At 46.3% G+C, this 23,939-nt stretch carries 23 protein-coding genes, 1 tRNA gene and 1 riboswitch; of the genes, 12 read left to right on the top strand and 12 right to left on the bottom strand.

Translation table 11 applies throughout. The annotated features are described in order from the left end of the window. Positions 1–49 precede the first annotated feature (49 nt). The 9 genes from HMPREF2696_RS00750 to HMPREF2696_RS00710 all read right to left on the bottom strand — a co-directional run bounded on the left by HMPREF2696_RS00750 (position 50) and on the right by HMPREF2696_RS00710 (position 8,711). Positions 50–496, bottom strand: coding sequence for a ubiquinone anaerobic biosynthesis accessory factor UbiT (locus HMPREF2696_RS00750; protein ID WP_004519590.1), 447 nt, complete (start codon positions 494–496; stop codon positions 50–52). Beyond that, positions 483–1,400: a U32 family peptidase gene (locus HMPREF2696_RS00745; RefSeq protein ID WP_004519591.1), complete on the bottom strand. Its 918-nt coding sequence runs from the start codon at positions 1,398–1,400 to the stop codon at positions 483–485. Before HMPREF2696_RS00745 ends, HMPREF2696_RS00750 begins: the two co-directional genes overlap by 14 nt. 10 nt (positions 1,401–1,410) lie before the next feature. Next, on the bottom strand, positions 1,411–2,418 hold the full coding sequence (locus HMPREF2696_RS00740) for a ubiquinone anaerobic biosynthesis protein UbiU (RefSeq protein WP_004519592.1): 1,008 nt from the start codon (positions 2,416–2,418) through the stop codon (positions 1,411–1,413). 334 nt (positions 2,419–2,752) lie between these two features. After that, positions 2,753–3,373, bottom strand: a complete 621-nt coding sequence (locus tag HMPREF2696_RS00735) for a DUF2238 domain-containing protein (protein ID WP_004519593.1) — start codon at positions 3,371–3,373, stop codon at positions 2,753–2,755. Positions 3,374–3,482: 109 nt separating this feature from the next. Then, the gene (locus HMPREF2696_RS00730) at positions 3,483–4,472 is read right to left on the bottom strand and encodes a phosphatidate cytidylyltransferase (RefSeq protein WP_004519594.1); all 990 of its coding nucleotides are present in this window, start codon (positions 4,470–4,472) and stop codon (positions 3,483–3,485) included. Next, positions 4,469–5,176, bottom strand: coding sequence for a lysophospholipid acyltransferase family protein (locus HMPREF2696_RS00725; protein WP_039862078.1), 708 nt, complete (start codon positions 5,174–5,176; stop codon positions 4,469–4,471). The genes HMPREF2696_RS00730 and HMPREF2696_RS00725 overlap by 4 nt, the downstream gene beginning before the upstream one ends. Positions 5,177–5,239: 63 nt before the next feature. Next, positions 5,240–5,614: a hypothetical protein gene (locus HMPREF2696_RS00720; protein WP_039862080.1), complete on the bottom strand. Its 375-nt coding sequence runs from the start codon at positions 5,612–5,614 to the stop codon at positions 5,240–5,242. A 2-nt stretch (positions 5,615–5,616) separates the two neighbouring features. Then, a complete protein-coding gene (locus HMPREF2696_RS00715; protein WP_232502743.1) occupies positions 5,617–6,903 on the bottom strand; it encodes a dual specificity protein phosphatase family protein in 1,287 nt (428 codons plus the stop codon). 65 nt (positions 6,904–6,968) lie between these two features. Beyond that, positions 6,969–8,711: a bifunctional alpha/beta hydrolase/class I SAM-dependent methyltransferase gene (locus HMPREF2696_RS00710; RefSeq protein ID WP_070587474.1), complete on the bottom strand. Its 1,743-nt coding sequence runs from the start codon at positions 8,709–8,711 to the stop codon at positions 6,969–6,971. Positions 8,712–9,149: 438 nt separating this feature from the next. Between HMPREF2696_RS00710 and HMPREF2696_RS00705 the strand changes: the two genes are divergently transcribed. Continuing rightward, positions 9,150–9,434: a PepSY domain-containing protein gene (locus HMPREF2696_RS00705; protein WP_004519602.1), complete on the top strand. Its 285-nt coding sequence runs from the start codon at positions 9,150–9,152 to the stop codon at positions 9,432–9,434. A gap of 382 nt (positions 9,435–9,816) precedes the next feature. Beyond that, complete coding sequence (locus HMPREF2696_RS00700; protein WP_224783392.1) at positions 9,817–11,463, top strand: Pycsar system effector family protein; 1,647 nt, start codon at positions 9,817–9,819, stop codon at positions 11,461–11,463. Between the two features lie 51 nt (positions 11,464–11,514). On the opposite strand, the gene HMPREF2696_RS00695 is transcribed toward HMPREF2696_RS00700, so the two are convergent. Next, a complete protein-coding gene (locus HMPREF2696_RS00695; RefSeq protein WP_039862085.1) occupies positions 11,515–12,114 on the bottom strand; it encodes a CDP-alcohol phosphatidyltransferase family protein in 600 nt (199 codons plus the stop codon). Between the two features lie 71 nt (positions 12,115–12,185). After that, positions 12,186–12,231, top strand: a riboswitch (PreQ1 riboswitch). A gap of 3 nt (positions 12,232–12,234) precedes the next feature. Between HMPREF2696_RS00695 and queC the strand changes: the two genes are divergently transcribed. Next, positions 12,235–12,894, top strand: a complete 660-nt coding sequence (gene queC, locus HMPREF2696_RS00690) for a 7-cyano-7-deazaguanine synthase QueC (RefSeq protein ID WP_004519606.1) — start codon at positions 12,235–12,237, stop codon at positions 12,892–12,894. 95 nt (positions 12,895–12,989) lie between these two features. Here queC and HMPREF2696_RS00685 read toward each other — a convergent pair whose 3' ends face one another. Next, on the bottom strand, positions 12,990–14,051 hold the full coding sequence (locus tag HMPREF2696_RS00685) for a L,D-transpeptidase (RefSeq protein WP_039862112.1): 1,062 nt from the start codon (positions 14,049–14,051) through the stop codon (positions 12,990–12,992). A 140-nt stretch (positions 14,052–14,191) separates the two neighbouring features. Here HMPREF2696_RS00685 and rlmD point away from each other — a divergent pair, with 140 nt between their 5' ends. From rlmD to HMPREF2696_RS00640, 9 genes are all read left to right on the top strand, one after another. Beyond that, entirely contained in the window at positions 14,192–15,517 is a 1,326-nt protein-coding gene (gene rlmD / locus HMPREF2696_RS00680; RefSeq protein ID WP_039862086.1) for a 23S rRNA (uracil(1939)-C(5))-methyltransferase RlmD, read from the top strand. A gap of 124 nt (positions 15,518–15,641) precedes the next feature. Continuing rightward, positions 15,642–17,117 (top strand): 23S rRNA methyltransferase, encoded by a 1,476-nt coding sequence (locus HMPREF2696_RS00675; protein ID WP_070587472.1) that lies wholly within the window; start codon positions 15,642–15,644, stop codon positions 17,115–17,117. 23 nt (positions 17,118–17,140) lie between these two features. Next, complete coding sequence (locus HMPREF2696_RS00670) at positions 17,141–18,244, top strand: response regulator (protein ID WP_070587470.1); 1,104 nt, start codon at positions 17,141–17,143, stop codon at positions 18,242–18,244. 10 nt (positions 18,245–18,254) lie between these two features. After that, positions 18,255–18,791 (top strand): GTP-binding protein, encoded by a 537-nt coding sequence (locus HMPREF2696_RS00665; protein WP_003748733.1) that lies wholly within the window; start codon positions 18,255–18,257, stop codon positions 18,789–18,791. Position 18,792: 1 nt separating this feature from the next. After that, a complete protein-coding gene (locus HMPREF2696_RS00660) occupies positions 18,793–19,434 on the top strand; it encodes a peptidase M23 (RefSeq protein WP_070587468.1) in 642 nt (213 codons plus the stop codon). Positions 19,435–19,473: 39 nt separating this feature from the next. Continuing rightward, positions 19,474–19,833, top strand: a complete 360-nt coding sequence (locus tag HMPREF2696_RS00655) for a roadblock/LC7 domain-containing protein (protein ID WP_070587466.1) — start codon at positions 19,474–19,476, stop codon at positions 19,831–19,833. 98 nt (positions 19,834–19,931) lie between these two features. Beyond that, a tRNA-Asn gene (locus HMPREF2696_RS00650) sits at positions 19,932–20,007 on the top strand. Between the two features lie 245 nt (positions 20,008–20,252). Beyond that, complete coding sequence (locus HMPREF2696_RS00645) at positions 20,253–20,648, top strand: hypothetical protein (protein WP_070587463.1); 396 nt, start codon at positions 20,253–20,255, stop codon at positions 20,646–20,648. A gap of 453 nt (positions 20,649–21,101) precedes the next feature. Beyond that, the gene (locus HMPREF2696_RS00640) at positions 21,102–22,661 is read left to right on the top strand and encodes a TerC family protein (RefSeq protein WP_049323927.1); all 1,560 of its coding nucleotides are present in this window, start codon (positions 21,102–21,104) and stop codon (positions 22,659–22,661) included. Between the two features lie 63 nt (positions 22,662–22,724). Here the strand turns inward: HMPREF2696_RS00640 and HMPREF2696_RS00635 are convergent, their stop codons facing one another. After that, positions 22,725–23,828 (bottom strand): anhydro-N-acetylmuramic acid kinase, encoded by a 1,104-nt coding sequence (locus HMPREF2696_RS00635; RefSeq protein ID WP_004519614.1) that lies wholly within the window; start codon positions 23,826–23,828, stop codon positions 22,725–22,727. Between the last annotated feature and the right edge of the window lie 111 nt (positions 23,829–23,939).

Here is a 23,939-nt window from a genome sequence, read left to right as displayed (position 1 = left end):
CCGTCTGAAACATTCAGACGGCCTTTGTTCTTGGTTCAACCAAAATTAATCAATCCAAAGTGGACGTGCTGCGTTTCAGGAACCATTCGCTGAAAGGCCACTCAACACTGTCGAGTAAGTTTTTGGTAATTAGCCCCAGTTCCGTATCGCCTTCGATTTGCAATTTACGGTTGAAAAATAAGGTATCGGGATCTTCCTCGCGCATCATCATGCGCATGAAGTCTATACCGTTGGCCGCCAGCCTCAGATCGGGGACGCCACTGAAGTTGTCGTCCAGGAATTTTTCCGTATTGGCACTAAACCGCACTTTGATACCGGCATCCAAAACTTCGATTTCGAATTTTCTTCCGGCAAAAAGTTCCATATCGGCAGGCAGTAAACCTTTTCTCAGCATGGTATTCAATACGGAGACCAAAACAAAGCGTGGAGGTTTGCCGGGAAGTTTGGTACCGATTTTTGTCATCCATTTGGGTAATATGATTTCAGGCAGCGCCATAATATGCCTCCTTCACGGTTTCAATACCGGGCTGACCGCGCCAATAGCCGTCAACCAGTGTTCCGGTAGTCAATCGTTCCAACTCAGGGTGGACATCTTCCCATGTGGCTTTTCCGTCCAATACATCGCGGTGAATTTGGATAATTTCAGCCATGCTGTGCATTTGTGGCGACAGTCTGAGCATATTCACGCCGATTTTATTCAAGTCTTCATGGTGGGGCAGTAGGTTTTGGCAGCCGTAAGACATGGTTTGGATGCCGTTGATGGTGAGAAACGGCTGGCCTTCTCGCGTATTCATGGCCATACCGTGCTCATGATCGAGGCAGCGGAACTCGCAACTGTCTTTATTCAGATTGTAATGGCGGGCGGTAAAGCAACGTGATGAATAGGCAAGCGGCATTTTACCCCAAGCGAAGAGTTCAGTTTCAATGCCGTCTGAAGCCTTGATGATTTCGGCAACCTTATCGCGGCTTAGCTCGGACGGTGCAATCCAGCGGAATGCCCCTAATTTTCGGAATACGTCCAAAGTAGTTTCGTTGTAGATATTCAGGCTTGCACCGGCAACAAAAGGAATGCCGTGTTCGCGTGCCAATTTGACCGCCCCCATGTCGTTGGCTTCAACTTTAAACTTTCCCTGCTCCGTGATTTTGCGCAAGCGTTTCAGATCGGATTCGCTTTCGAGCAGGACTTGTGAAGAAAGAATAATCTCCTTACCGCTTTCCGCCAAGTCTTCAGCCAGTCCGAACCAGTCGGCAAAGCGCATTTTCTGACGGCGTGAGCAGACTACCTCACCCAAATAGACCGTATCCAACGGCGTATCCAGCATGGAAACGTAAAATTCCAGCAGGGCTTCTTTTTGCCAGAAAAATAAAATAGGGCCCAGCGACAATTTCAATGAATTCATTTTTTTCCCCTTATTTCCATGGGCGGTTGTATGCGCCCAAAGTTGTCTGATGACCTTCCGAAACTTTGCTCAAGGCATTGTTCCAGGACGGATTGACTTTGAAACGCGATGGATCGGCTGCAGCTGCATCCAGTGCTTGGCGCAGGGATTTGGTTACTTGCGCCGTATACATCGGACTGCGTTGGCGTCCCTCGATTTTGATGGCGGACACACCGATTTTGATGAGTTCGGGCAACATTTCCAAAACATTCAGGCTGGTCGGTTCTTCCAAAGCATAGTAAGTTTCATCATTGACTTCAAAGCGGCCTTTGCACAAGGTTGGATAACCTGCCGGTTCATTGGGTTTGTATTGGTCTATCAATACCTGGTTTAGACGTACGTTCATGCGGTCGGGCAGTTGTTCCCAGCGGACGGATTTTGCCGGAGAGCAGACACCTTGCATATTGGGCGATTCGCCTGTTGCATAGCTCGACAAGATGCAACGGCCTTCCACCATCACACACAAACTGCCGAAACCAAAGACTTCAATTTCCACATCAGTATTGTCAATCACATGTTTGACCTGATCGATGGTCAGCACGCGCGGCAAAACGGCACGACGGATGCCGAACAGCTCTTTCATCATATTGATGGCTTCGTAATTGGTGGCCGAACCTTGTACCGACATATGCAGGCGTAAATTCGGATGTTTGTCTGCCGCATACGCCATGATGGCGGGGTCGGCAACAATAATCGCATCGGCACCCAAATCCGCCGCCGTATCCACAGCGGCGTGCCAACGCTCCACTTGGCCAGCTTGTGCGAATGTATTGATAGCCATCAGTACATTGCGCCCGCGCGCATGGGCGTAAGCAACGCCTTCCCGTGCCGATTTCATATCGAAATTCAGTCCCGGAAAGTTTCGTGCATTGGTCGCATCTTTCAAACCCATGTAAACCGTGTCCGCACCGTTGTCCACAGCGGTTTTCAGTGCAGGCAGGTTGCCGGCGGGGCAGACCAATTCTGGAATTTTCTGCATTTTGTGTTCCTCGTCTTGATGATAACCTCTATCGGGTTAATCAATATTTTGTAGAATTCTGAATATTTTATGGATTAATGACACAAGATATGCTGACTTAAATCAAATCGAAAAATTCAGGTTGACGTAGGCATGTTGTTTACAAAATCTTAACAGACGTTGTTTTTTATATATTTCATGTGCTTAAAAATTTTGATGACGGATTTTGTTTCAAAATTGGCTTATGTTTTTAACTATCGTATTTATTAATTTTTACAATAATGTCGATAGAAAAATGAAAAAAGGCCGTCTGAAAATCTGGTTTCAGACGGCCTTCTGCTTTAAAGGGATATATTTAAGAGAAACCCAAGCGTTTATCGGGTCGGGTAAATACAAAAATAAACAGGGAAGTTAACGCGCCCAAAGTATCGGCAAGCATGTCTTTTTGCGCGTCCCAAATATCGCCTTGAGAACCTAAGAATTCCAGTCCGGCCTCTCCGCCGTCGATGACGGCATATTGCCATTCAATGATTTCATAGGCGGCAGCAATGCTCATAATGAAGAACAGGGAGAAAAATAAGGCCAACGGCAGGTTGCACAGCTTGCGGCGCAGCAGCCATTCAGCCATTGGATAGGCGTAGAAGCCGATGATGTAATGGGCAATACGGTCGTAATGATTGCGGTTTTCGCCCAAAATCGGTTCGACAAAGCGGTTGATGGATTCAAATGGCACATCGGCAAAAGTGTAGTATGCACCGATGGAATGCATAATCAGCCAAAAACTCATGAATAAGTAGGCCAGGTTGCTGAAGCGGAAAATGCGGTAGGTGGCAACCAGAAGGAAGAATACGGATGCTACGGGGATAATTTCGGCGTACCAGACTGCGCGGTCATGAGGATTAATGCCTGACCAAACAATAAGGGCGAAGATAATTGCAGCAAGAAAAATAGGAAAGATTGGAGAGGGTTTATCCATGTTGTGTGTATGTAATAACAATGGTTACGTATTGTATAACGAATTGGTAGGACTGGAAGTTTCGATCATTAAAGGCCGTCTGAAAAACAGCTTTCAGACGGCCTGAAGTTTAGCCGTTCCAGAAATAACGGGTGATGTGGAAAAACACGGGTGCGGCAAAACAGATCGAATCCACACGGTCAAGCATACCGCCGTGGCCGCGTATCATATTGCCCCAGTCTTTGACACCGTAATCGCGTTTGATGGCAGACATAACCAGGCCGCCAAAGAAGCCCATCAGGCAGACGATAAAGCCGATAATGGCTGCTTGGCCGTGAGAGAACGGCGTAATCGGCGCCATCAGCGCGGCAATGGCAGTGGCCGATAAAATACCGCCGACAGTGCCGGAAATAGTTTTTGACGGAGAAAGCGAAGGCATGATTTTTGCACCGCCAATCAGTTTGCCCCAAACGTATTGCAACACATCCGATACTTGCACCACGCCAATCAGGAAGATCAGCAACAGGATATTGTTGCCGTTATCGAAGCCATCCAAGTCCAGAAACATCAGCGCCGGAACATGAGACAGACAGAAGATGCAAATCATCGCCATCCATTGTGTTTTGGCGGCGCGTTCCAAAAAGTGTGCCGTTTGGCCGCTGAGGCTGGCAATAATCGGCAGTATCAAAAAGCCGTAAACCGGAATAAAAATGCTGAACATGCCGTACCAGCCGTCATAGACGAAATAGTATTGCACCGGCAGAAGCAGGTAAAAGCAGACCACCATGCTGTAATAGTCGCTGCGGCGTCGATAGACGAGGGTCATAAATTCGCGCAGTGCGGCAAATGAAATCAGGAAAAACAGTACAACCGTCCCGATTTTGCCGAACCAAAATGCACCCAGCAACACCAACGTCATCAGCCACCATGCGTAAATACGGGCGTTGAGGTTGGCAATGGTGGCATTATCTGCGCCGTTTTTGCGCTTGAGCCATTGTCCGATGATGCTGGCAAAACACAATACGGCAAATACGCCGACAAAAATATAGCTGGCTTGCGGAGTCAGATGAGCGGCGGCTTGTTCGACAATGATTTGTTGGGAAGTCGTAGAAAGGCTCATGCTTGTTCTCCTTTGTTTTGCTGAACTTCAGATTCATTTTGGCAAAGCTCGCTGCGGTCGTTTTCAGACGGCCTGAGTGCCAGTAGCGCCTCACGGCTGCGTGTCAAAAAGCTGTCTTTGTCTTCGTTTTCCTGCAAAGTAAGCGGCTGTCCGATATGGACTTCACACAAAAGCGGGATAGGCAGGATTTTGCCTTTGGGCAGTACGCGGCTGATGTTGTCTATCCAAATCGGCACAAATTCGGTATTGGGTTTACTTTTCGCCAGATGATAAATGCCGGACTTGAACGGCAGCAGGATGGTGTTGTCGTCAGTATTACGCGTGCCTTCAGGGAAAATAATCAAAGAGTCGCCTGCGTTCAGCGCGTCTTTCATCTGTTCGGTAATTGCTTGCGGATTATCACTATGGCGCGGAATCAGCAAGGCATTGAAAACGTTTTGAATGATGAAGCGTTTGAGTTTGCTTGTCAGCCAGTAATCCGAACCGGCGACTGGGCGCGTGGACAAGCGCCAGCGGCGGGGCAGGGAAATCCACACCAATACAAAATCGCCATGGCTGCCGTGATTGGCGTAATAGACTTTTTGGTGCTGATTGAATGTCAGCTCGCGCGGACTTTTGGGGCGTACGCCCGTAAGAAAAGAGACCGACAGACATAAGGCTTGGTCAGTTAGCCAGGCAAGTTGTTTTTTGAGGAAGTTTTTCATTGTTTCTGCCTTTGGGAGTGAGATACCGCTCTAGATCTGGTTTGGGTAAATTAGCCAAAATAATCAAATGCTTTGGATAAGCAAAATTAAAAATTGTGCGGCGGTCAGGTATAAGCTTTTGCGCCATAAGGAAAGTGCGCCGTTTATCCGTTGGGTCAACGTACGGCTGCCTGAAATTTGGCGTAAACCGTTTTGCTGTAAGGTGTGGTCGAAGTCTTCAGGAGAGTAGCGGTTGTCGGCAAAGTCTTGGAACACGCGACGGTCGAAGTGAATGCGGATATGGCAGTACAGCAAAACTGCTGCCAAGACAAGTTGCACCGCAAACCATGCGCCGCCATATTTTGCCGACAAGGCGAGCAGCAAGGCATTGCAGGCGGCAACATAATGTGCGGTAGAGAGCAGGTGGGCAGTAATACGGCTGTCGGTTGCGTTGTCCATCATTATCCTTGTTTTAAACGGTTGGCCGCAGCTTCAACTGCTTGGGCGGTGGCCGGCGATAATACCATTTGCGGCCGAGCCTGTTTGAGTTCGGCCTTCGCTTGCGCCAAGTTTTTGCAGCCACCATAGACCAGCAGCCACGTCAGCACCACTGCGGCACTTCTTCCATAACCCAAAGCGCAACATACCAGCGCTTTGCCGTGTTTTTGGCGCAAGGTTTCCAATATCAAGGCCGTCTGAACCAAATCGTTTTCAGACGGCGTTACCATATCCAGTAAAGGCAGAGCGCGATATGCTCCCTGATAGCTACGGCAGGGATATTCGGCGCATACATCCAATACGACAGGCAAATGGTTTGAAATCCCTAAAACGCTGCCAATTAATACATCATTGCGGACTGGTGCCGTTTTCGCTTTACCGCGTAACCAATACGCCATGTTTAGCCGTACGCTCACCAGATAAGGCAATAGTAAAACCGTCGCTGCCACCGATAATTTACCGTTAGCCTGTTTTTGGAATATGTTTGCATTTCCAGTCAAATAGGCAAAGGATACCATCAGTAAAGACACGCTAATCCATATCAACCACAGCCACACACCACCCAGCAGCGCAGGCAAAGCCGTCAAACACGCGCCAAGTAAATACAGCAACGCAATCCTTCTTGAGCGTACATCACTCAAGCCCAGTCTTAACGGCGAAGTCATCTGACGCGGGAAAGCCCACAACACCAGCCAGCCAAGCAATGCTCCTGTCGGCACGTCAATAAAATGATGTTGATAAGTTGTCAGTACCGACAGGGCAATCAGGCTTTGCCATAAGAAAAGAGGCAGGCGGATTTTGGGAAAGCGCGTCCAATAAAATGCACCCACGATAATTGCCAACGCAATATGCAAAGATGGCGCTTGGTTGTACGGCAAATCAAATGCAGCCAATGAATCAAACAGCCAGCCTGACAGTCCATCGGCAGGCGGTTTAGGCCACCCGAAACGCAGCGGAAACAGCACAAAGCAAGCAGTCGCAATCAGTTGGGCGGCTACAAGGTGCGCTACATATCGGTTTTGTTCATGTGTATCACGGCAAAGAAAAAATGCCGCGGCATACATCAGGTTCAGCGACCAATAAGGCACAATCGTCCATGCCCAAAACGGAATATTGCGCTCCCATGCAAAAGCGATTTCAGGTACATAGTCCAGCGATGCCGCGTAATGGTTGGAGAGGCCGTAGCTGGTGTAGAACAGGATACCGACTGAAATCAGCTTGAGTAGGGAGGTTTTGAGGGTAGGTTTCATGGATAGGTACATGGTTTAAATAAGGCCGTCTGAAAGTTAAAAAATTGTTCAGACGGCCTTTATTTTTATTTCTTCACTGCCAAGCTCACGGTGAAAATACCGTCTTCGTCTATCCATTGATGGATTTTTTCAAAACCGGCTTTTTCAACCAACTGATCCATTTCCTGCTGACTGCGGCGGCGCATTACCCAGTTTGGGCTGCCTGCTTTGTGGCTGGTCAGGGCGCGGGCAATCATTTCCAGTTGCGGATGCCACGGCTGGCCGGTGTAAATCAGGTAGCCGCCGGTTTCAATGGCTTCTCCAAAGCCGTAGAGCGAGTTTAAAATCAAATCGTTGTCGGCAAACAATTCGTGCAAGCCGGAGACGATGCCTAGGGTAGGGCGCGGCTGTAAATCATGATAATTGGCGCGGTCGTAAGCATTGACTTCATTGAAGGTTACCGTGTTTTGCAAGCCGCGTTCTGCAATCAGTTTGCGGCCGGCTTCGACATTAATCGGGCTGTAATCGCGCAAGCGTACGGAATCAGGCAATGTGTCGGCAGTCAGGGCATCCAATACATAGCGGCCATGACCGGACGCGATATCCAAAACGTGTACAGGTTTGCCTGCTTCACGCAATTTAGCTGAGGCCGTCTGAATGGCTTTGCCGATATTGACTTTGCGTTGGCGAATGCCGCGCCAGCCGATGGCGTTGAGATAGTATTTGTCCACCCATACACCGAAAGCGTTGCTGCCTTGCGGTTGATTGCGGTAGACATAATCCAGCGTGCTACCCGAATCAAAACCTGTTTCTTGACCGATTCTCAAGCCTTCACTCCAGCGTGAACCCAGTTTGAGCGAGGCGCGATATGTTGCCCAAAATGCGCCGCGAGGCGTACAAACAGGCAAAGGCGTAGCCAGTTCGTCGGCTTCGCGACGGCTGTCTCCAAACAAGTGCGCTTGAGTCAGATCGACTTGTTGCAAAGGCTGATTGAAACGCTCGCGGATAAAACGGCGCATTTCGACAAATGCGATTTCACGGTCTTGCTCGCCTAACGTATCGTGGTAGAAACCGGGCAGGATATGGCGCTCTTTAATATGGCTGCCTAAGCGGTTGTAGAAATCGTGTTGCGGTTTGTGATGAACAACCCAATCGCTGCCTGAAATCAACAGTTGTATAGGCGTAGTAATCGCTTGTGCATCGGCAACGACGCGCTCGGCCGCCTCATATAAACCCAGCAGGATGCGCACAGAAATAGCGCGGGCAATCAGCGGATCATTGTCGTAGCTTTTTTGACGTTCGACATTGTGGGTCAGATAGTGGGCTTTGACGTAGCTGTTGACAAAGAAATTGCCACGCCATTTTTGCATAATTTTCAAACCGGTACGGGCAAACGGAACATAGAGTTTGACTTTGAACGCAGGCGAAGCCAATACGGCGCAACGGATTTTCGGCGCGTAATCGTGCAACCAAGTAGAAACCAATACCGCACCAACACTTTGTGCAATCACGCAGATGTTTTCAGGTTTGATGCCGTATTCGCTTTGAATGTGTCGGATAAAATCATCTACATCAGCAACCGAAGTACCGATACTCGGACTATCGCCGCGTTCACCAGGGCTGTAACCATGACCGCGCGCGTCCCAAGCAAAATAGGCAAAATCATCAAAACCTAGCTCATCTGCCACAAACATCATCCGGCCGGAGTGCTCATGCCCGCGATGGAACAGCACAATGGCTTTGTCGAAAGAACCATCAGCAGCAGGGCGATAGCGGTAGAAAAGCGAAGTACCGTCTTGGGTAGAAAAGAATTTTTGCTGTTCGGACATGAGAAACTCCTAATAGTCATATTTTTTGAACAGTATCATGACATATCGAATAAATGCAATGACTATCCGATAGACGGACGAATGCAATGATGGAGAGAAATGGTAAAAGATGGTTTCAAATTTCACTTAAAACTGATGACAGTGATTGTGAAAAGGGTTAGATAGGGGGTGGATAACCTTACAAACTACTACCGACATATCATCATAAACTCTTTGTTTTGCAATTAATTTACGAAACACAGTCAGACGGGACTTATCGTTATCATATTGTTGCCAAATTTTTTCTCTTATTTCTTCTGAAGGGGAATCGCTTAGGCCGTCTGAATAGTTTTCAGACGGCCTTTACTGCGTTTAACCAAGCACTAATTAACTGCTAATTTTGTCATGTTTTAATACATCCATCGAAACCCGAATACACATTTAAAAAGGAAATCAAACATGAAAAAATTTTTATTGACCGCCATCGTTGCTTTGTCTGCCGCTACTGCCGGTGCCAGTGATTATATCGAACACAAAATCTACAGCGACAAAAACTTCGAGCAAAATCGTGCTAAAGCCGTAAAAATTTTGGAACAACGCGGCTATCAAGTTCACGATGTTGAAGCCGATAGCCGTCGAGGTCAGCCTGTGTTGGATATCGAGGCTTTTAAAGATGGTCGTGAGTACGACATTGTTTTGTCTTATCCTGATTTGAAAATTATTAAAGAACGCATCGACTATTAATATTTTGATGCAAAGCGGGTTGTCGCAGGACTTTGGGGTTCTGCGGCAGTTTGCTATTTAGGTATTTAAAGAATGTAAGCTACATGTAAATTACCTAAAATAAATGAACTAAATATGCTTTTTATTTTCCATTTAATTCAAAGTGTTTGATGTTGGGAGTCATGATATGGATTTGAATGATTGGAAGGAAAATGGTCGGCCGAAGCAGATGGGCGACCAAGACAAATCTTTAAACGACGGCGTATCTGCCGATTCCCAACAGGACGTTGATTTTTGGGATCGCAATCGAAACAATACTGTTGAAAACGAAGTTGAGGTTGCGGCTGAAACGGTAGAAGTTCAGGAGGAGGTAGAAGGTCAGGAAGCAGTTGAACATCCTGAGATGCCGTCTGAAAAAAGTGAAAAGAAAGCCAAACGCAAAAAAGACAAGGCAAAAAAGAAAAAAAATAAAGCCGAAGATTTGAATGCGCCTGATTTGTTGGGTACGAATAAGGGCGTGGAAACCATGTTCCGCAACGCCGTACGCTCGGAGATGGAATTGTTGGCGCTGGCGGCAACCAAAGCGAATATTATGATTTCGCTGAATGGTTTTATCGTGTCTGCTCTGATGATTTCGGGCGCGTTTATTTTTTCATCGTCGCCCGAATTTTTGATTCCGGCCAGTACGTTTATGATTACTGCCGCCGCATCTATCGTGTTTGCGTTGCTTTCTGCTTCGCCGGAACGTATCGGCAAAATGCAGGCGGCGCGGACATGGTTTAAGGATTTTATCCGCGGCCGTTCTAAGCTGCGGGACTTGAAAACCCGCCTCAGTAGTACCGAAACGCGCTTTTTTGGCGGCAGCCAACCCAATATTTTGATTTATGAAGACCGTGTGAAACTGCAAAAAGATCAATATTGGGAAATGATGCAGGAGATTATGGGCGACCGTAAACAAATCTATGAAAAGATGAGCGACCATCTTTATTGGCTTGGTTTGTTGGCGGACAAACAGTTCAAATACATCAATTTGTCTTACGCGGTATTCCGCTGGGGCTTGCTGGCTTCACTGGTGGCGTTTATCGGCGTGAAAACATTGCCGTCATTGCTGATACCGCCGGCCAACAATGCGGCAGAGCTGCGTTCGCTGGGAATCAATATGTTTAACGGTGTGTACGAGCCTTCCGCCGTACAACAGCTTCCGGACGGTAATTTGCTGATTGCGGAAGACGAACCCAACCATGCATTCAGTATCATCAGCATTGATAAAACGGGCAGGTTTGTGGAAGACGAGGCATTGGATACGCGCGTGATTACCGGTTTCAAACGCCGTCTCAGCGACTTGGAGGCTTTGGCGCGCGATGATGAAGGCTTTATCTACGCGCTGACTTCACATTCGCGCACCCGTAAAGGCAACCGCTCACCCGACCGCGAACATCTGATGCGCTTTAAAATCCAAGACGGCAATGTGTTGGGGCTGACCAGTTACGACAATTTGACGCAGGTTTTGGAAACCGATCACAAGCTGCATGATTTGATTCGTGAGCGAACCAAGGCAGAAGTTTCTTTTGAAGAAATCAATATTGAGGGCATGGCGTTTGATCCGGTGAAAAAACGTCTTGTTTTGGGCTTCCGTGATCCTGAGTTCAACAATATGGCTTTGGTCGCATTTATCAGCAATCCGAAAGATGTGTTTGAGCGCAATGCCAAACCTGAATTTGATGAAGTGGCGGTGATTGATATTGATGGCGGCGGTATCCGTTCCCTCAACTATGATCCTGTGTTGAAAACCTACGTGATTGCCAATGAAGTGAAGGATGAGAATGGACAGAAATTTTCACAACTGTGGACTTGGAGCGGTAACCCGACCGATGAACAGCAAAAAATCTCTCTGCCTAATCTGCAACACATCACCAACGTTGAAGCTGTTGATTCGATTACCGTTAACGGCAAGCCTCAAATGATTCTAATGGGTGACGAAGGTAATGCTTCGCAGAAAATTACTGCCAAGTATATGTTGGTAGATTACAGTCAACTGGGTAAACAGTAAGTGATCTTCGCTGACGGATAAAAGGCCGTCTGAAACCGATAGTTTATGGTTTCAGACGGCCTTCAAGCCATTGATGACACGTTTGTAGCAGGTATAAACCAATGCCGCGCAGGCCAGCCACATAAGGATATAGAAAGTCGGATGGAAGCTGCCGGCGATTGCATACCATACTGCCAATGCACCGATAAAGAATGCACGGTCGCTTTTGCCGAATGGCCCGTCATAACGCCGGCTGTTGCCATGAACTTGTCCCAAAACGCCGCAAAACTCAGTCATTGCCGCCAGCCAAATAAACAGGGCAATTTGTACGCCGCCGAAGGGCGCGATGAAGGCAAAAGGCAGATACAAAGCAGCATCGGCGACAATATCGGTGATTTCATTCAAATAGCCACCCAATGCCGATTGTTGACCGAACTCCCGTGCCAGCATACCGTCCATCGCATTCAGTGCCATGCGGACAAACAACCAGATCGGCAAAAGCCAGAATAATGTGGATACACCTGCAAACAATGCTAAAAGCAAACCGAGCAAAATGGAAACGGCGCAGGCAAACAGGGTTACCTGATTGGCAGTAATGCCTTTTTGATACAGTCTCTTAACGATGGGGCGCAACAGGTTTTGGAATTTTGGTTTCAGGGCGTAGATACTCATCATTATGCAGAATAAAAGAAAACGAAGTGCCGTGATTATAGACGAAATCCGTTATAATCCGTCAATCTTCGAATCACGCGGTTCGCAAACCTCCCGCGTTAACAAAACTAGGAATTTACAATGGAAAAACAGCAAGCCCTCGTTATTTTTTCGGGCGGGCAGGATTCAACGACCTGCCTGATTCAGGCAATTCAAACCTATGGCCGTGAAAATGTGCAGGCCATCACTTTTCAATATGGGCAACGCCACGCCATCGAATTGGAGCGCGCGCGTTGGATTGCCCAAGATTTGGGCGTGAAGCAGACGGTACTCGATTTGAGCCTGATGCAACAGATTACGCATAACGCCTTGATGGATGATACGGTATCTATTGAAACAGCTTCAGACGGCCTGCCCAATACATTTGTAGATGGACGCAATGCTTTGTTTTTGCTGTATGCCGCCATTTACGCCAAAGGGCAGGGAATACGCCATATCATTGCCGGCGTGTGCGAAACCGATTTTTCGGGTTATCCCGACTGTCGCGATGTGTTCGTCAAGTCGATGAATGTCACATTGAATCTGGCCATGGATTACGCTTTTCAAATCCACACGCCCTTGATGTATTTAACCAAAGCGCAAACTTGGGCATTGGCGGATGAAATGGGTGTGTTGGATTATATTCGCGAGCATACGCATACCTGTTATAACGGCGTGGTCGGTGGTTGTCATGAATGTCCGAGCTGTATTTTGCGCGAGCGTGGTTTGTCGGAGTATTTGAAAAGTAAAAAGGCCGTCTGAATCAAGAGGGGCATATATTTCCAATAGCCAGTTGTACGAAAAGGCCGTCTGAAAAATTCATTTCAGACGGCCTTTGGCTATGTATTTTGTTCTGCTTAGAACAGCAAATCTGCCGGCTCGCTGCTTGCCGGAGCATCTTTCACAGGAGCAGAGGCTGGGGCAGTAGCCGGTTCGGAAGCGGCTTTAGTTGCAGAAGCAGGAGCGTCGGCCGGAGTGGTTGCCGGTTTGGCAGCAGGTTTTGCCGGTTTCACCGGAGTCGGACGAACGCTTTGTTTCGGTTCGGATGCTGCCTTGTTTGCATCGTCGGTAGCATCGACTTCGATTTCAGTACCTTGAGGCAATACCACATCTTTAGCAGGAGCCTGTTTCGGCATGACTTTAGGTTTGCTGTAAGCATCCGTGCCGCTGGTCCATGCCAAAGATTTCAAAGGCGATTTGAGTTTCACGCCTTTGGCGCAGGTCAGACAGTTTGCCGCTCCGGTGCGTCCTTTCAGGATTGCATCCACACGCGCGGCTGGAATGGTTTTACCGTGCGCTTTTGCCCAAGCGGCAATGCTTTTTTTCAGGGCAGCCGTATCAAGGTTTTTCTTGTCGTATGGGTCACGATAGGCAGCCAGCCACAAGTTTTGGTTGGCATCTTCGTTCAGGCTCGCCATTTGGTAGATAACGGAGGCAGGAGAACCTGTTGCGATGGTTTTGGCGAATTCTAATGCATCAGGCGATTTCATGCGCACGCAACCATGGCTGCGGACGCCGGGTACGCTGGCAGGGGCATTGGTGCCGTGAATGCCAAGGCTTAATTTAGGGTCGCCAAGGCGGACAAATACCGGGCCCAGCGGGTTATTTGGGCCGGCCGGTACGCTTTTAACGCCGTCATTGCGTTCTTTTTGGATAGATTTAGGGATGTGCCAAACCGGGTTGTAGGCTTTTGCACCGATTTTATGTTCGCCCAGATTGGTTTGGGTCATGGCTTTGCCGACGGCAACAGGATAAATTTTGCTCAGTTTACCGTTGTCGTAGAGGAACAAACGCTGTTGCGTAATATTGATAACGACGTGTTGTCCGGAAGAGGCGGGGGAGACGTCTGGAATAAGTGTGTTTGCAGCAGCGGCCGAGGTCAGAAGGGCGGCTGTCAGGCCAAGGAATAATTTTTTCATGTCGTCTTTTTTTTGTAGGGATTGAAATGAAAGTTTTTGGCGCATGATACCTGAAACTCTGTGTTTTTGTGAGAAAATATGCGCTTTCGGTATTGGAAGACAGTCAGACGGCCGGTAAGCGGCTGTCTGACGGAAACGGTATGAGTGTGAAAGAACGGTATCAAGAGGCGGAAGTTTTTTCTTTGGATTATGAGGGCAGGGGTGTTGCCAGAGTCGATGGAAAGACTGTATTCATCGGCGGTGCGCTGCCCGGAGAGCGTGTAACGTTTGCCATTCATAAAGAAAAAAAGCAGTTTGCAGAAGCTCAGGTCGAAACGGTTTTAAAACCTTCTTCCGAACGCATTGAGCCAGCTTGTTGCTATTTTGATACATGTGGCGGCTGTTCGCTTCAACATGTTTCTTTCGGAGCGCAAGTTGCGTTAAAGCAACGGATTTTGGAAGAGCAGTTGGAACGGATAGGTAAGGTCAAGCCGGAAATAATTTTACCTCCTTTATATGGTTACTCCTGGTATTATCGCGATAGAGCGCGTTTAAGTGTTTCGGTGGATAAACAAGGCCGTCTGAACCTCGGTTTTCAGGCCAAAAAAAGCCATGATGTCGTCAATATCCGCCATTGCCATATTTTGCCTAAGCATGTGTCCGATAGATTGCCTGATGTCCGCAATTTGCTGCAAAAGCTGCATGATGACGGTGTAAAAGTGAAATTTGTTGAGTTTTATTGCGGGAAAAATGTGACAGCGCTCAACATTCGTTTCATAAATCAACCGTTTGGACAAATATTAAGCGAATTGCGTAATTGGTTTGATAATATATTGTCGGGTGCTGAAAAGGCATGGCAAATATGGTTGCAGGATCATGCCGAGTCCTTGCCGTTTTATCCCGAGAATGCTCCTGCTCTGAACTATAATTTTGCTCAATTTGATGTAGAAATGCCTTACAAACCCGGTGATTTTACGCAGATTAATGCGCAGCTGAACGAAGTGATGGTGGCAAGGGCGGTCAGACTTTTAAACCCTCAAAAAGGGGAGCGGATTGCCGATCTGTTTTGCGGTTTGGGCAATTTTAGTTTGCCGCTGGCGAAAAGTGGCGCATCGGTTGTCGGTATTGAAGGCGCTTATTATTTGGTAGATAGGGCAAGGGAAAATGCCCGCCTGAATCGTTGTGCCGAGAATATGACGTTTTCTGTTGCCGACTTGTTCGATACCGATGAAAAAACTGTTGAGTCATGGGGAAAATTTGACAAGATGCTACTGGATCCGCCGAGAAGTGGGGCTTATGCTGTTGTCAAATCGCTACATAAGCCATTTTTACCTCAGAAGATAGTGTATGTTTCGTGTAATCCATCAACATTTGCACGAGATGCCGGTGTCTTGGTTGATAAGGGTTATAAGTTTAAGGCAGCGGGAATCATGAATATGTTTGCACAAACCTCGCATGTTGAATCCATTGGTGTGTTTGAGTTGTAAATTGGTATCAAGTCCTTTATGTGAGTAGGGTTTTTAATGTAAAAATGAGTGCATTCATGTTATCATCATTCGTTTGGGGAATTAATAACGTTGAAGTTGCGTGTAAAGCAACAGATGTTAATAAATGCAGCTTGCAGCACAAGACCGGGAGGTGTTCTTGAACTATCAACTTTTAACTATTTTTTTGCTGGTGCTTTTTTTGCTGGTGTTGTTTTTTGTTCGTCATAAACAAAGTAACAATTCAGACAAACAAAGCGCACATGCATCAAAAAGCGGCCGTACATCTGCTGCTCATACAGCCTCCTCTGAGGATGGAAACGACTGGATTGAGAAAGTCAACCAGACAGTTTCCAATGCGGATAATCAAGACTGGGAATGGGGCGGAAGCGGCTCAAACGATGCAACGGCTTCTGTTTCCGCACAAGAAGTCGATCCGCTGACCGAATATCAGGTTTATAAACAGTTCGGCTATGAAAGTAAAGCAGCGGAGTCTTTGGCCGGTTATCTCAATACCTTGGAAGACGGCGCTCCAGAAAAACTGGTTCATGAATTGATTGGTTTGAATCTGCGAGTTGGCAATATCGACATGCTGGCGGATACGCTTGAGCGTCATAGTACTTCCCTTTCTGAAGACAGCGTAGCCGAATACCTGAAAGCCGGTCTGGCTTTGGATTCTACTAACCTGCGCCTGCGTGTTTTCGCCGAGCATCATCTTGGTTGGAATATGCAGGAAGTGGACCGTCAAATTGGCGAACAAAGCGGTTTGGAAGTTGCTTCCGACGAGCATATTGCCTTTGAGAACGACTCGATTGAACGCATTGTCGTTCCAGGTATGGGCAAACGTGCGCCTATCGTATTAGGCAAGAAAGACTTTGGCGAAATCAGCCCTGAAGAGATGGGCGCGGTTATTGGTTTTGCCAAACCGGAACGTAGTGCAAAAATCCTGAAAGACAAGATCAGCTACGAGACTGCTTTGCATCAATACAACAAAGCAATCCAAACTTCTGCGAAGCCTGCTGGTCTCATTATCGATGCCTTGCGTCTGGATTATCAGAATGAAGAAGTAGGGCAGTTTGCCAAGCATCTGTGGAAGCTTTACCACTCTTTGGGTCAATATGGCCGTCAAGTAAAAGAACGTATGCTTGGCTGGGGTTATAGCCTTGGTTATCACGAAATTTTTGATGATTTGGAAAAAGGGCCGTCTGAACAGCAAATTAAAGAGATTGGCTTAAAACGCGGGTATATTCAGCCAAGTTCTTTGCAGATGAAAGCCAAATATCGTGAGTTGGTTCAAAAAGACTCTTCGGTTATCAGCGCCAGCTCTTCACCTGCTGATGAAGCTCTGAAAGAAGTGGAATCTTTGTTAGCCTACGGTCAGTTGGATTTGGCCATCGGTACTTTGGAACAGGCTGTTTTGCGGTATCCACAGGAATCGCAGTTGTACATTATCTTGTTTGATTTGTACGAACGCGTTGAAGATTGGGGACGTTTGGAACAATTTCTGCGCTTGTTGCGCGAGCGTGTTGTCAGCCTGCCTGAAGAGGTTGTCTTGGCAATGAGCCGTCTCTTGCAACGAATGAACCAATATTCAAAAAAATAAGATAATCGTAGAAAGTACGAGTGATGAATAATCATTTACCAAAAATTAAAACCATACGGGTTATGTTACAGGAGATGGGTGAGCAACAGCAGGCGGTATTCCGTATGGCTTTTAAAATGCACAATACGACGAATTACGTCATCGTTTCCCCTGATTCTGATGAAAAACCGGATTTGGTATTGGTTGATACCGATACTCCGGCAGGTGTAGAAGCTTGGAAAGAGTCGAAGAAAACTTATCCGGAAGTGCCTGTGGCGATGTTTTCTTCCGAGTTGCCGACAGTAACGACTCCTTATTTGGCTAAACCGGTTAAATTCGATACCTTGTTTCCTGTTTTGCGCAGCCTGGCTCAGGGCGGGAATGTTTTTGAGCCGTCTGAACAACAAGCGGCTGAAGAGAATAAAAGACAATCCAATTCCGATGGTACAAGAAAAGCAACCATTCGCCGATTTAATCCAAATAAAGGCTTGTTGGGCGCGCTGAAATTTGCCAGTCAAGGACACCAAGATATTGCTGTCTTGCATGAAGGCAAGCCGATATTAATCGTGTTTCCTAGTATCCAGAGAGTGCTGTTGACAGTCAGTGCCAATGAGTTGGAGAAATTGTGTAAGAACGATAACTTGGCTGTTGTGTGTAAGGCTGTTCCTGATAATCCTCAATGGAAAGAAAAAGCCAAAGTCACCATTATGTCATGCTTGTGGCAAATGGCTATTTGGACTGCATCAGGCCGTCTGATTTATCCGATGACGCCGCAAACTGTCTTTACACTCAAGCGGTGGCCAAACTTAACCCGTTTGGCGCATGTTCCGGAATCTATGCGTTTGTCGGCATTTCTGACGAAAACATCTGTTAATCTGAACATCCTCTATAAAGTCATGCCTTTAGAAATGCCTGATATTTTGAATTATTTATCGGCAACATATCTGACAGGCTTTTTAGCGACAGATACAGAGTTTGCAACTGATGCGAACAATACGCCTTCGTTGAACGAACAGATTGATGTGAATAGCAAAGACGTACCTGAAACAGCGATGAGCAAAGAGGCTCAAAAAATTGCCGGTCCGTCGAAAGAACAACCTCGCGGCCTGTTGCAACGCCTGATGCGTAAGTTGCTGGGCAAATCATAAAGGACACGTCATGAAAGAAAATAAAATTATCTTTACCGGTCCTGTCGGCGTAGGTAAAACCACTGCAATTTCAGCTTTATCTGATGAACCGCCGGTTCAAACCGATGCATCCGCATCCGATATGACACTTGTCCGCAAGGGGTACACGACTGTGGCAATGGACTACGGTGTCATTCATTTGGATGAGGAAACCAAGGTTCACCTTTATGGTACGCCTGGTCAGGAGCGTTTTAATTTCATGTGGGAAATTCTGAGCCAAGGCAGCATGGGCTTGGTACTTCTTTTAGATAATACAAGAAGTAACCCATTGAAAGACTTGCAATTTTTCTTGGATGCATTCCGGGAGTTGCTGAAAAAAGCGCCTCTGGTTGTAGGGGTAACGAAGATGGATATCCGATCCTTACCAAGCGTGGATGTTTATCAAAAGTATTTAGCACAGAATAATTTTAATGTACCGGTTTTTGAGATTGATGCGCGTCGAGAAGACGATGTAAAACAATTGGTTACTGCCATGTTGTTCTCAATTGACCCCGGATTAGAGGTATAAGATGGAAGCGACACTCTCTTTACAAGCAAATTTATATCCTAAGATTACACCGGCGGGTGCGTATTATGCTGTTTCAAGTGATACGCCCAGTGCCAGCAGAACTTTATTGTATGGTCTGTTGCGTGCAGAGCCGTCTGAAACCATCAGCAGTGAAAAACTTTTGGCGTGGGCAGACACCAGCGATATCAATACCGCTTTAAACCTGTTGTATCGTCTCCAACGCTTGGAGTTTTTGTACGGTGATGAGGAAATCAGCACAGAGGACATCCATCTGACTGACGAACAATTACCGACATTATTGGAACAGTTGTCTAATTCTGGCAAAGCTTTGTTGGCTGATGAAAACGGTTTGTATTTTGCCAATGCTAATTTCCATCATGAGGCAGCAGAAGAATTGGGCCTTTTGGCGAGCGAAGTGGCCAAAATGGAAGACAATCACCGTCTTTTGATTCGCAATAACCTGCATATCAATAATAGCGCATGGGGTATTTGTGATCCTTCAGGCCAAAGTGAATTGACCTTTTTCCCTCTGTATATTGGCATGACCAAGCTGATTTTGGTAATTGGCGGAATGCCTGACTTAAATAAAGAGGCTTTTGTTACTTTGGTTAAAGTGCTGTACCACCGATACGGCAGCCGTTGATTTTTGCCTGACCGATATTTATTTTAGAATGGAGCGACTATGCAACAACTATTAATCTCTGTATTAAGCGATTTGAACAATACCTCTGCTGATATCACTGCTTCTGCAGTTATTTCTACAGACGGCCTGCCGATCGCAACCATGCTGCCTTCCCACCTGAATGCAGACCGTGTAGGTGCGATGTCAGCAACGCTTTTGGCATTGGGCAATCGTTCCGTACATGAGCTGGCTTGCGGTGAGTTGGATCAGGTAATGGTTAAAGGTAAAAATGGCTATATTCTGTTGAGTCAAGCAGGTGAAAATGCAGTATTGGCATTGATGGCAAAAGAAAGCGGTAAATTGGGCTTGATTTTGTTGGATGCGAAACGTGCGGCTAAACAAATTTCTGAAATCTTATAAAATTTTTATAAATTAAAAAGATATAAAAATATTTTTGTTTTTATATAGATTGTTGCTTGACAGGCTTCTGATATTTTCTATATAATTTCATCTTTAATTCCCCGATAGCTCAGTCGGTAGAGCGACGGACTGTTAATCCGCAGGTCCCTGGTTCGAGCCCAGGTCGGGGAGCCAGATTTGAAAACCACCATCTTGTATGGTGGTTTTTATTTTATCTATTGGTTAATATTTTAAGATATTTTGATGATAATTGATTAAATGATTACACTTAATTCATCAGCCTTTATAGGAACAAATCATTAAGGTTACACCACAACCATCCATGTGAAAAGTGGAAAAGAGTTTTGGAAAGCTATAAATCGTAGCAATCCAAAAGATAAAACAATTTATGAAGTAAAATAATTTATGAAAGGTTAAAAATGATTTACTCAGCAAAGCTAAAAAAAATGGATGAAACAATTGAGGAATTTGCATATTTTTCTATAGAAAATAACGATCTATATTGTTTCCTTAATTGTTGTCCAATGGCTATTGAAGCAAATAAAGTTTATAATGTGGAACTTGACTATTTCATTATTGATGAATTTATATTGGAAGAGGTTAATACAGATGAATCTGTTATTATTCCTTTTGAAAGAATAGGTGATAGTACACAATATAAGATAACAGGTAGGCTAGATGGCAATACATTTACAGCTGGAAATATTTGCTTTGAAGATGATGCTCTTCAATTAGAATATTCTTATTTAGATGGCAGATTAATTACTTTAACTGTATGGAGATTAAGTATATCCGTAATTTCTGAAAGAATATAATCGTTATATTTTCTAAGAAAATTATTGTCTATATAAACCGTGTCGTCTGAAAAAATCCCAATTTTCAGACGGCTTGAGACCTTAGTAAAAAAACCTAAGTTTTTACCCAGGCATTTAGGGAATTCCTTATAAGAATCTTCTTTCAGCAAACCGAACAAACTATGATCAACAAATACATCGACCGATTCCTTTTGTTAAAGCTGGAGAAAGTGATTGATTGGCAGCTGTAGGCTGTTTTTAAAAGAAAATATGCTGTCAGACTTTGCCTTTCTTTCGTCAAACTGATAAACTGTTTGCCATTATTGTTGACCGAGGCATAAATTTTTCATGAAAGACGCAGAGCAGAGTAGTTGTTATACCGCTTCTTTCCCTTTATTTATGCCCGAAATTTGGCAGTCTGTCCGTTTTAAGCGGAACGGCTGCCTTTTTGTATTTTAAAGGAACGCAATCATTATGGATTTCAGTTGGTTGGCCGAGCCGCATACTTGGATAGGCTTTGCCACGCTTCTGGTGTTGGAAGTTGTTTTAGGTATTGATAACCTTGTTTTCGTAGCGATTTTGGCAAACAAGGTCAAACCGTCGCAACGGGATAGGGCGCGGATAACGGGCTTGGGTTTGGCTGTCGTTATTCGGATTTTCATGCTGGGCTTTATGGCGCACATCATGACACTGACACGCCCTTTGTTTGAGCTGGGTGGTCTGGAGATTTCCGGCAAAGACATGATTATGTTTGCCGGTGGTATTTTCCTGCTTTATAAAGCGACTACCGAGCTGCACGAACGCCTTGAAGGCCACAATCAATTTGCGGTTGCTGAAGGACAGAAGAAGCATTCTTCTTTTTGGGGTGTTGTGGCGCAAATTTTGATTTTGGATGCGGTTTTCTCTATCGATTCTGTTATTACAGCAGTGGCGATGGTGGATCATATTGTGGTGGCAATGGGTGCGGTTGTTGTGGCGATGACGGTGATGATTTCCGCCAGTAAACTGTTGACTGCCTTTGTGGACAAGCATCCGACCGTTGTGATGTTGTGTTTGGGTTTCTTGTTGATGATTGGTTTCAGCCTGATTGCGGAAGCCTTCCATTTCCATATTCCGAAAGGCTATTTGTATGCGGCGATCGGCTTCTCGATTTTGATCGAACTGTTTAATCAGGTTTCGCAAAAGAATGCCCGCAAAAATGACTACATCAGCACTTCTTGGCGTAAGCGCACCGCTGAAAATGTGTTGGGTATGATGGGTATCCGCGAAAGCATTTTGGCAAAAGCAGGCGATAATGGCGGCGATGACGAGCATTTTGAAGAAAACGAAAAATCCATGATTCGCAGCGTGCTGACTTTGGCGGAGCGTCCGATTATGGGCGTGATGATTCCGCGTCGGGAAATCGAGAAATTGGATATTTCCCAAAGTCGGGAAGAACAAAATGCGCAATTGAAAAATACACCGTATAGCCGTTTGTTGGTTGTCGGTAAAGCAGGTGTAGATGAGCCTTTGGGCTATATCAGTAAAAAAGATTTGCTGAACCAGCTGCTTGAATCCGGAGAAATCAATATTCAGACGGCCTTGCGCCAGCCATTAATTTTGCCGGACAGTACGACGGCGTTGAATGCGATTGAATTGTTCCGTCAAAGCAGCGCGGATTATGCGTTGGTGGTGGACGAGTTTGGCGCGGTGCTGGGTATGGTGACCATGAAAGATTTGTTGGAAACCATTGCCGGTGAATTCCCCGAAGAGTTTGAGCGTGAGGAAGAAGAAGCTGCTCCGGCCAGTCAGGATGAAACGCTGTCTGTGGATGGTGCATTGGAGTATGTGGAATTGGCTTCTCAGTTAAATCTGCCTGCTCAAGAGGAAGACGCCGATTTTCATACCGTTGCCGGCTTGATTATGGAAGAATTGCAAAGTATTCCTGATGTGGGCGACTTCATCGATTACCATGGCTGGCGTTTTGAAGTGGTTGAGAAGGACGGACAACGGATTGCCCGTGTAAAAATCAATCGTTTGCCGGAAGAAGAATAAGTAAAAGCTAATATAGTAAAGGCCGTCTGAAAATGTCCAGACGGCCTTTTTATTTATCCGACTTTAGTTACCGTAATGTCCCGAGCCTAAAATTCGGTGTGAATGTGCGCCGGTTGCATGGTAGGGATTGCTCGGAACTTGATTGCACCAACAGGCTGCAAGCCAGGCAAAAGCGGCAGCTTCGACCCATTGCGGGTCAAGATGGAGCTTGGCTGTGCTGTGCAATTTGGTGTCGGGAGAAAACAGGGTTTCCAAGTCTTGCATCAAAACCGGATTGCGGATGCCGCCGCCGCAGATGTAAAGATTATGAATCGCCGGAGCAGCTTGTTTGGTCGCGTCAAAAATGGTTTGTGCGGTATAAAAGACCAATGTGCGTATCACATCTTCCGGCTTTTCATTACCTTTCAGACGGCCTTGAAGCCAGCTTAGGGAAAACAACTCTCGGCCTGTACTTTTGGGATAAGGGCGGCTGAAATAAGGATGGTCGAGCAGGGAAGCGAGCAGGTCGGGGAGGATTTTGCCTTGTGCGGCTTTTTCCCCGTTTTTGTCGTAAGGCTGCTGCCAGATATGTTGCATCCATGCATCCATCAGCATATTGCCGGGGCCGGTATCGAAGCCGAAAGAAGGGCTGTCGGGCGGGAGGATGCTGATATTGGAAATGCCTCCAATGTTGAGTACGGCTCGGGTTTCATTCGCATCTCGAAACAGCGCTTCGTGAAAGGCTGGGACGAGGGGTGCACCTTGACCGTTGCAGGCAAGGTCGCGGCTGCGAAAGTCGCCGACAGTGAAAATGCCGGTCAGTTCAGCTAACAGGGAGAGGTTAACCAGTTGAATGCTGTAACCGTATTCAGGCGCATGGCGGATGGTTTGTCCGTGGCAGCCGATTGCGGCAATGTCTTTGGCCGACAGGTTTTGTTCTGCCAATAGTTGTTGGACGGTTTGGGTGTATAGGCGGCTGAGTGTTTGCGCCAGGATATTGCTTCTGTGCAATTCATTTTCGCCTATGTCTTGTAGTGCCAACAATTCTTGGCGCAGGCCGTCTGAATAGGGTAGAAAGCTGTGGGCAACGGCTCGTTGCCATTGCTTGCCCTGCATTTGAATCAGTACGGCATCGGCACCGTCCATGCTGGTTCCGGACATGATGCCGATATAGTATTGGGGTTGCATTTCGGTTACAGAAAGAGAAGGTAAAGCGACATTTTAACGCCTTTTGACGTTTTTACGGGAATTTCGGCATTTAATGTAAATAGTTGGTGCAAGAAAGATTACAAAGAGGTT

Origin of the sequence: Neisseria sp. HMSC058F07 (assembly GCF_001810035.1) — a bacterium.
Classification (GTDB): Bacteria; Pseudomonadota; Gammaproteobacteria; order Burkholderiales; family Neisseriaceae; genus Neisseria; species Neisseria perflava.
The sequence above is the reverse complement of the archived record's forward strand: the minus strand, read 5'-3'. Positions and strand labels throughout refer to the sequence as shown.